This window comes from Streptococcus sp. S784/96/1 (assembly GCF_902729355.1).
GTDB lineage: Bacteria > Bacillota > Bacilli > Lactobacillales > Streptococcaceae > Streptococcus > Streptococcus caledonicus.
In genome coordinates, this window is sequence record NZ_CACVCC010000027.1 from 23,986 (window position 1) to 32,786 (window position 8,801).

Consider the following 8,801-nt stretch of genomic DNA (forward strand, 5'->3'; position numbering starts at 1 on the left):
GCTATAATGATACTAATATGATAGAGGAGAATGACAAATGAATCTAGAGGAATTAGGTCTACAAACAAAAGCGATTGTGACAGACATTCTTGACCGCTCAGCTATTAAGAAAGGCCAAGTCTTTGTCCTTGGTCTATCATCTAGTGAAGTAGCTGGTGGTGTGATTGGGAAAAATTCCAGCTTAGAAATTGGTGAAGTGATTGTAAAGGCAATTTTAGAGGCCTGTACAGAGCATGGCGTTTACCTAGCCGTTCAAGGCTGTGAACACTTAAATCGTGCTTTGGTTGTGGAAGAAGATGTGGCTCTATCTAAAGGCTTAGAGATTGTTAACGTGTTACCGAGCTTGCATGCTGGAGGTTCAGGGCAATTAGCAGCTTTTAAATTCATGACACATCCTGTGGAAGTGGAAGAAGTCGCAGCGCATGCAGGGATTGATATTGGAGATACAGCGATTGGTATGCATATCAAACGAGTTCAAGTGCCTCTGCGTCCCATTCAACGTGAACTGGGAGGTGCTCATGTGACAGCTTTGGCAAGCCGTCCGAAATTGATTGGTGGTGCGCGTGCCCTCTATCAAGAAGATGAGATACGAAAAAACTAGGCTAGAGGCCTAGTTTTTAGTTGCTGTCGGTATAGTATTCGCAGTTGGAAGAGCTATTCCGGCTGCTACGAGAGCTTCTTGATAAAGTTTAAAGAAAACAGAATAGATGCGCTGTTGGTGTCCATTTTCCACAAACAGATCCACACGGAAGATAAATTGTCCAGTGGGGAGCGTGCGAGGGCCAATAAGATTGACTGGTCCTACGACTTCAGGGTGCTTTGCTAAATGAGTCTGATTGATCTCGGTGATGATAGATGAAATCATTTCCAAATCACTATGAGCAAAGACTGGCAAATCAATTTGTACCCGCATATTGCCTCGTGATTTATTGCTAACGATGGTAATATTGCGGTTGGGAATAAAATGCAAGGTGCCATCAAAGCCACGAATTTGAGTCGTGCGGATACCAACGCTTGACACATAGCCAGTAATGGAGCCAATTTCAATGGATTCACCGACGTCGAATTGATTTTCCAAAAGGATAAAGAAACCATTTAGAACATCAGATAAGAAGCCTTGTGCACCAAGGCCGATAGCAACCCCGGCGATTCCTGCTCCTGCAAGAAGGCTAGAGACAGGTACTCCGATAATGGTTAACGCCCAGTAAACCAAAATAAAGTACAAGGCATAATTTAACGCGCTATGTATAAGCTTAACCAATGTTTTTTGACGAGCAGGGGTACTTTGAGAAAATGCCAGTGATTTTTTAATAGTATGCTTAAAAGCAAAATGGCAGAGTCGTTTAGTTAGTGTGAAAAGAAGGAGCAAAAGAAGAAGTGAGACGAGTTTTGTCCCAAGTTCTTCTAAGTGCCAAGAGATAAGGTAATTTTCAATGATTTTCATAGTTCTAGTTTACCAAAAAGTAACGTAAAAAACTTTAAAAAACTCATAAAATATGATAAACTAAGCTGTATAACATTTTTTAAGGAGAATGACTAATGTCAGTATCATTTGAAAACACAGCGACTAATCGCGGTGTCATTACATTTACAATCAGCCAAGGGCAAATCAAACCAGCTCTTGATAAAGCATTTAACCGTATTAAAAAAGATTTGAACGTTCCAGGTTTCCGTAAAGGGCAAGTCCCACGTCCAATCTTTAACCAAAAATTTGGTGAAGAAGCACTTTATGAAGATGCTTTGAACAGCATCCTTCCAGCAGTTTATGAAGCAGCAGTTGCTGAACTTGAGCTTGATGTTGTTGCTCAGCCCAAAATTGATGTGACCTCAATGGAAAAAGGTCAAGACTGGACAATCACAGCTGAAGTTGTGACAAAACCTGAAGTTAAACTTGGGGACTACAAAAACCTTGCGGTTGAAGTGGAACTTTCAAAAGAAGTATCTGATGAAGAAGTTGACGCAAAAGTTGAGCGTGAGCGCAATAACTTAGCAGAATTAGCAGTTAAAGACGGTGCAGCAGAAAACGGCGACACTGTTGTGATTGACTTTGTTGGTTCAGTTGATGGTGTTGAATTTGACGGTGGTAAAGGTGAAAACCATTCCCTTGAGCTTGGTTCAGGCCAATTTATCCCAGGCTTTGAAGAACAACTTGTAGGGGCTACAGCAGGTGACGAAGTAGAAGTTAAAGTAACTTTCCCAACTGAGTACCATGCAGAAGATCTTGCTGGTAAAGATGCTGTATTTGCAACTAAAGTTAACGAAGTTAAGGCTAAAGAAGTTCCAGCTCTTGACGATGAACTTGCAAAAGATATCGATGAAGAAGTTGAAACACTTGATGAATTGAAAGCGAAATACCGTAAAGAACTTGAAGCATCTAAAGAAATTGCCTTTGATGACGCTGTTGAAGCAGCAGCTATCGAACTTGCTGTTGAAAATGCTGAAATCGTTGAACTGCCAGAAGAAATGGTACATGACGAAGTTCACCGTGCAATGAACGAATTCATGGGTAATATGCAGCGTCAAGGTATCTCACCAGAAATGTATTTCCAAATTACAGGTACCACTCAAGATGACCTTCATAAACAATACGAAGCAGACGCTGACAAACGTGTGAAAACTAACCTTGTTATCGAAGCAATCGCTAAAGCAGAAGGTTTTGAAGTATCTGACGAAGATATCGAAAAAGAAGTCACTGATCTTGCAACTGAGTACAACATGGAAGTTGAACAAGTTCGTTCACTTCTTTCAGTAGATATGCTCCGTCATGACATCACAATGAAAAAAGCAGTTGAAGTCATCACATCGACTGCAACAGTAAAATAAAATGATTTAGAGAGTGATACAGAAGTCAGGATTTTGAAATCCTGACTTCCTTTCGCTCTCTGTTTTTTATGTTTAGACTAAAACTGTCCAGTTGCAGGACAGGCTTCCAATCAACAACTGCGTCAAGCTGTCTTTACTTTAAGAGGTCGGAATACTTTTTCAGCCTCTTTTTAGGGTCTATTTTTCAGAAATCTTAGATTTTTAGGTTATTTTTCGTTATAATGAAGAGGAGTTATTGGCGGAATTGGCTGATGATTTGTAGGCGGCTAGAAAAAATAGCAATTTTGCACTGTTCGAGTTTGTACTAGGGACAGGGGATGAGGAATGATGTATGGGTAATATTTGGGATGTGTTAGGTATTGGACAAACAACTAATCAAGAACAGATTAAGGTAGCTTTTGCAGAAAAGCTCAAACAATACCATCCAGAGGATGATCCAGAAGGATTTAAAGCACTGCAACAAGCCTATAAGAAGGCGATGGCTGAGGCGAAAGGTAGTCGTAATCGCTCCACGAGGCAGCAGAGGCAATCGGAGCAGTTTGAAGAACAGAGGACGGTGTGGGAAACCTATGAGGAAACGAAACCAGAGACTGCTTATGATTTTTCTGGTCTTGATGGAGATGATACAGAACTGTCGCACGACGAAGAGTTATCGTCACAGGAAACAGTTTATGATTTTTCAGACATAGAACCTGATAACCAGCAGCGAGAAGAAACAACCGGTTCTTCTTTTGATGAGACCTTTCAAGATTGGAAAGTCGATTTTGATGACGACGATGATGTCTCGGAGTCTTGGGATGACATGGCAGAGCAGTTTAGGGAGGCTGAAGCAGTCGAAACCTTGTTAGATGAACTCTGTGCTAGACTAGGGGTGCTATTTACATTTGAGCAGTTTAATCAACTGTTAGCTGTTTATCATGACCATCCTCTCTTTCAGAAAGAATCGGTTAAACGAGGGCTAGAAGCTCATTGCTTAAATGCTTTTGTCGTTGGAACATGGAAGGCTAGAAGTCTTGTGGTAGAGAGATGTGAAAAGCTCGGGATGTCAATGTTAGCTTCTTATTTACAGCGTATTGGCTTATCAGAGCAAGCTTTGAAATTGAAAAAGGATACAACACTTGAAGGGTGGGAAAAAGGATGATTTTAGGTATTGATTTAGGAACGACAAATTCACTAGCTGCGGTGTGGCGTAATGGTAAAGTTGAGCTAATTCCCAATCATTTTGGAGAGTATTTGACTCCATCTGCCGTAGGGCTTTCAGATGAAGGTGAATTGATTGTTGGTAAGCTAGCCAAAGAGAGACTCATTACCCATCCGCAGTCAACCCAATCACGATTCAAGCGTTTTATGGGAACTCAGAAAAAATTACGGTTAGGTGATAAGGAATATTTAGCTGAGGAATTAAGTAGTTTTGTATTACGCAAATTAATTGAAGATGCAGAAAGCTATCTAGGTGAAACGGTAGAGGAAATCGTGGTTAGTGTACCGGCATACTTTAATGACGAACAGAGAGCAGCAACTAAGGTAGCTGGGCAGTTGGCAGGAGTGAAGATTGATCGTATTATCAATGAACCTTCGGCAGCAGCGCTTGCCTTGCATCGTAAACGTCAAGAAGATGCCACCTATCTTATTATTGATTTTGGTGGTGGTACGCTGGATATTTCAATTGTTGATGCCTTTTTAAATGTTATTGAAATTGTAACTGTGGCAGGAGACAATCATCTTGGAGGAGAAGACTTTACACAAGCTATTGTCGATGATTTTTATAGCGCGTGGCCAACCGTGAGAGCCGACATCTCAGCTGAGGAATCTGCGCAGCTTTATCAAGAAGCTGAAAAAGTGAAACAAACTTTAGACAAAGAGGAAACGGCAAGTTTTCGTTTAATGGTTGGCAAAGAATGGTTTAGTTATCATTTGACTCAGGAACGTTTTTTAGCCATTTCAAAACCCTTGTTGAATCGCATTCAAAAACCGATTCGTCGTGCCTTACGTGATGCGGAATTAACGGTAGAAGATGTTGATGATGTTATTCTCGTTGGTGGTAACACCAAGATGCCTCTGATTCAAAATTATTTATCTTATCTTCTTAAGCGTTCAGTGCGTATTGAGGTTAATCAGGATCAGGCTATCGCTCTTGGATGTGGTGTTTTGACCGGTATTAAAGCACGTAATGAAGACATCAAAGATATGGTCTTAACGGATATTTGTCCGTTTACACTTGGTATTGAAATCGTTGGCGATGTGATGTCTCCCATCCTAGAACGGAATGCTGTGTTACCAAGTTCGAAGGTTGGAACCTATTACACCACACAATTAGGGCAAACCGAGATTAAACTAACCATCTTACAGGGAGAAGAATACCGTGCCAGTAATAATATCAGATTAGGTACACTTGATGTCCAAGTGCCGCTTAACCATAAGGAGTACGAAAGTGTAGATGTTCGCTTTTCCTACGATATTAATGGTATTTTAGAAGTAGATGTTATCGTAAATTCGACAGGAGCAACTTATCAAAAAGTCTTTTTAAGAGATAATAAGCAGTTATCGCAAGAAGAAATAGCAGAGCGCAGAGAACATTTAGCTAGTTTAAAAAGCCACCCCAAAGATCAAGAGGTTGTTCAGCTCTTATTATCACGGGGGCAGCGTTTATTCTCAGATAGCACAGGAAATGATCGTGATTTTCTTACAGGATGCATTCGCCACTATGAGGAAATTTTGGAAACTCAAGACCTGCGTAAAATCAAAAAGGGAACAGAATTGTTTAAACGCCAACTAGATGCAGTTGAAGAAAGAATTTGGGGAGGCGGCAATGGTTTCTAAGAGTCTATTTACAGGACTTGGGGAATTTGCTTATAAAGCTCATGATAACCAAAAGCGATTCCTTAATTTAGCGACACGAACGCAACAGCAACAAATTTTAGCGAGACTAACACTAGAGGATATTGAGAATATTTCGGATGAATCCTTGATTTATCTTATGTTGAAACTACTAAATACTCATCGTAAGACCTATTATGATGCTGCTATTGTTCAAGCGCTACGTCAACGTTTAAAGGCATTGGCAGGAGAGCAAAAAAAGTGGGTAGATAGAGATCGTTACCTGACTATTCTCTTTAAATTGGGCCAATTCGTTTTGTTGGTTTGGGGCATGATATTATTTTTAATGTTATGTCACGCTGGTTTTGATAGGGAAAGTGTCAAAGAGGTAACCCTGTTAACGTTACTGTTATTGTTGGCCTCTTTGACCGGTTTTTCAGTGCTAAATCGCTTAAGACAACGGGTAAGCTCCACGATCCATCCTTTTTACTTCAAGGAAGCTTCAGAAAGACGCTTAGTGATTTTAGGGGCGACTGCTGTCTTTTTTCTAGGACCAATCTCTCTTTTGTTGTTTCTAATAGCAGACTTGGCTGGTGTTTTTCCTTATGTCATTAGTCTCATCTTACTTCAATTAGTCCGTTTTGGCATGGCCAAAGAGGTGAATCGTAGTTTTTTTACTTATCATACAAAAGGCCGTGGTTTTGTATTACTGTTGATTGGATTAGCACTGATCATGATTATTAGGCTACTAACGGGGCTGTTTGCTGGTGATTTTCTAACGGTTCTGCCTGTTCTGCTAGCAACTTTGATAGGCGCTTTTTTCTTTTTTGGTGGCCATAGATATCATTGGATCCATTCGGTTTATAAGAAGGATATCAGAATGGATTTGCCCAAGATATTATTATTTTTTCTTAAAGAATGGCTGTATTACAGTATTTTTGTCTCTCTAGCTACCTTTTTCAGTGTTAGCATTTATTATGATACTTATCACCTCACATTAATTGGTTTTCTTTGGAGTTTGGTGACAATAATGGTGAATCTATTCGTGACTTATAACCGCCGTGTAAGGGTCAAAGAAAAGATGGAACACTCCGAAGACTATAAGCAGGTGGTGGATTATTTTCGAACACTTCAAGCTATTTCTGGTAAAGAACGAAAATTGTCTAAGGAGCTTACCGTTCCCGATAAGTTTTGCCTACTCAGTCGATTTTATGATGATCTGACCGCAGGTGGTCTGGTTGCTGTTTTGACAGATCGGATGTTGGTCCCTCGGATGGCTGATCTTGAAAAGGTATTAGAAGAGAACCATTGTCAGTATGCCCTAGAACGTCTGTTGTGGGCCAAGTCACTTTACAAAGGGGATTGGTATGCCTTGGAAACATTATCTGAGAAGCAATTGTCTCCTGTTATTCAAGATTTAAGAAACTTACTTCAGAGTGAAGAGCATTATACCGCAGTCGGCCATCAGTCAGCTCTTTTAAATGATATGGTGCCAATGTTGGTGTGGAAAACTTATCTACTATACCTTAACCATAAAGAGGCGTTTTCAAGTGTTTTTTAAGAAGTAGGACACCTCTTTGTCCAACAGATTTAATGGTCCCCTTATCTAATCAGTAAAAGACATCGCATGACGTTCTAAAAAAACGCTGATGTGATGCCTTTTTTAGTGTATTCATTTTTTTGACAAAAGGGACGGCAATGTGATTTTATGGTAAATTGAAAATAGATTAGGATAAAGAATAGAATAATTAATAGTATTAGATCGGATCAAAATGATTCATCTATGTCCTATTCTTGATTCAAATAACTATAAAAATGTCTTTGTTGGTTCTTTACAAGCGTGACATGTTGCAAAAATGAAACATCTTTATAAGGGTTTAAATCAGCAACGGCTAATTCTGCTTTTACCAAGTTATCAAGCCATCCCTCTTCTGATTTGACGGAGTTTGGTTGTAAGGCGTAGAAAGTGCGCAGCCCACAGTAATTTTGGATTCTGAGAGAGGTGTATTCTTTTAAATCATTAAAATCATACGTCGCTCCATTAGCAAAAGAGAGACTTTCGTAGTCCTTGCCATCTAACAAATCTAAAGCAAGGTTGACATTGTTAGTGAAAATCACAGCCTGCATGACCTTACCAGCTTGATTATGTTTAATCAGAGAAAGTTGCCCACCAAATGTCAATAAACGTTCAAATTCACTGAAATAGCTTGGTCGCTCATCTTCTGGGATATATTCCATGACATTGTGACAGATGATGACATCAAATTGCTCGCTTGCTAACTGTTTCAATGCCTCCAAAGAGCCATGAATTTTAGTAAAGGTCTGAGCTTTGTTGGCAAATAACATATCGGCATTAGGTTCGATAGCCGTGACGGTATTTTCTTGGGATAAATGCTGGGCAGTCAAGCCGAAACCAGCTCCAAAATCAAGTATTCTTTTTCCTTTGATATTTTTTCATTGAGCAAAAATTAATTCATACATAATTTTGCCCCAAGGTTGAGCGAGCATCTCTTTATAAGTTTCTAAATTAACAGACATCTGAGCCTCCTTTTTTGTCATTATGTCACATTTTTAATTTCTCTTACGAATAGTAAGATAAGGAGGTACAAAATATGTACAATAAAGTGATTATGATTGGGCGTTTAACGTCTAATCCTGAGATGGTTAAGACAGCCACAGATAAAGCTGTTTCTCGAGTAACGGTGGCAGTTAATCGCCGTTATAAGTCTAGTTCTGGTGAACGTGAAGCAGACTTTGTCCAAGTTGTTTTCTGGGGGCGTCTAGCAGAAACTCTTGCAAGCTATGCGTCAAAAGGTAGCCTTGTTTCAATTGATGGTGAGTTGCGGACTCGTCAGTATGAAAAAGCAGGGCAGAAACATTATGTGACAGAAGTGTTAGGTCATGGTTTCCAGTTGCTAGAAAGTCGTGCCCAACGTGCTATGCGAGAAAATAACGTTGTGGATGAATTGGCTGATTTGGTCTTAGAAGAAGAGGAATTGCCATTTTAAAAACTAAGAAAAAATCTAGGATGGATTTTGTCAAGCCCCGTCTAAAATAGACAGTGTAAAAAAGAACATTAGTTAGTAAGGTATGACTCCCTGAATTCCATAGGGGTCATACCTTTTAATATTTCTTGTGGTCTATCATAGTTATACCAGTCC

General features: G+C 39.7%; 8 protein-coding genes and 1 pseudogene. 6 read left to right on the top strand and 3 right to left on the bottom strand.

The features are described from left to right. Positions 1-37: 37 nt before the first annotated feature. Positions 38-601, top strand: a complete 564-nt coding sequence (locus GZ996_RS09020; protein WP_161979318.1) for a TIGR01440 family protein — start codon at positions 38-40, stop codon at positions 599-601. Positions 602-610: 9 nt separating this feature from the next. Here GZ996_RS09020 and GZ996_RS09025 read toward each other — a convergent pair whose 3' ends face one another. Further along, a complete protein-coding gene (locus GZ996_RS09025) occupies positions 611-1,444 on the bottom strand; it encodes a mechanosensitive ion channel family protein (protein ID WP_156806570.1) in 834 nt (277 codons plus the stop codon). 95 nt (positions 1,445-1,539) lie between these two features. Here GZ996_RS09025 and tig point away from each other — a divergent pair, with 95 nt between their 5' ends. The 4 genes from tig (at position 1,540) to GZ996_RS09045 (ending at position 7,201) form a co-directional block, all read left to right on the top strand. Next, entirely contained in the window at positions 1,540-2,823 is a 1,284-nt protein-coding gene (gene tig / locus GZ996_RS09030) for a trigger factor (RefSeq protein WP_162011883.1), read from the top strand. Between the two features lie 331 nt (positions 2,824-3,154). Next, positions 3,155-3,964 (top strand): J domain-containing protein, encoded by an 810-nt coding sequence (locus GZ996_RS09035; RefSeq protein ID WP_162011884.1) that lies wholly within the window; start codon positions 3,155-3,157, stop codon positions 3,962-3,964. Further along, on the top strand, positions 3,961-5,643 hold the full coding sequence (locus tag GZ996_RS09040; RefSeq protein WP_156806567.1) for a molecular chaperone HscC: 1,683 nt from the start codon (positions 3,961-3,963) through the stop codon (positions 5,641-5,643). Before GZ996_RS09035 ends, GZ996_RS09040 begins: the two co-directional genes overlap by 4 nt. Next, the gene (locus GZ996_RS09045; RefSeq protein WP_162011885.1) at positions 5,633-7,201 is read left to right on the top strand and encodes a hypothetical protein; all 1,569 of its coding nucleotides are present in this window, start codon (positions 5,633-5,635) and stop codon (positions 7,199-7,201) included. Before GZ996_RS09040 ends, GZ996_RS09045 begins: the two co-directional genes overlap by 11 nt. Positions 7,202-7,428: 227 nt before the next feature. Here the strand turns inward: GZ996_RS09045 and GZ996_RS09050 are convergent. Beyond that, a pseudogene (locus GZ996_RS09050) lies at positions 7,429-8,178 on the bottom strand (class I SAM-dependent methyltransferase). 74 nt (positions 8,179-8,252) lie between these two features. Here GZ996_RS09050 and GZ996_RS09055 point away from each other — a divergent pair. Beyond that, positions 8,253-8,648 (top strand): single-stranded DNA-binding protein, encoded by a 396-nt coding sequence (locus GZ996_RS09055; RefSeq protein ID WP_156806565.1) that lies wholly within the window; start codon positions 8,253-8,255, stop codon positions 8,646-8,648. Positions 8,649-8,716: 68 nt separating this feature from the next. Here GZ996_RS09055 and GZ996_RS12275 read toward each other — a convergent pair. Continuing rightward, on the bottom strand, positions 8,717-8,801 hold an 85-nt coding region (locus GZ996_RS12275), incomplete at its 5' end, for an IS3 family transposase (RefSeq protein WP_162011886.1).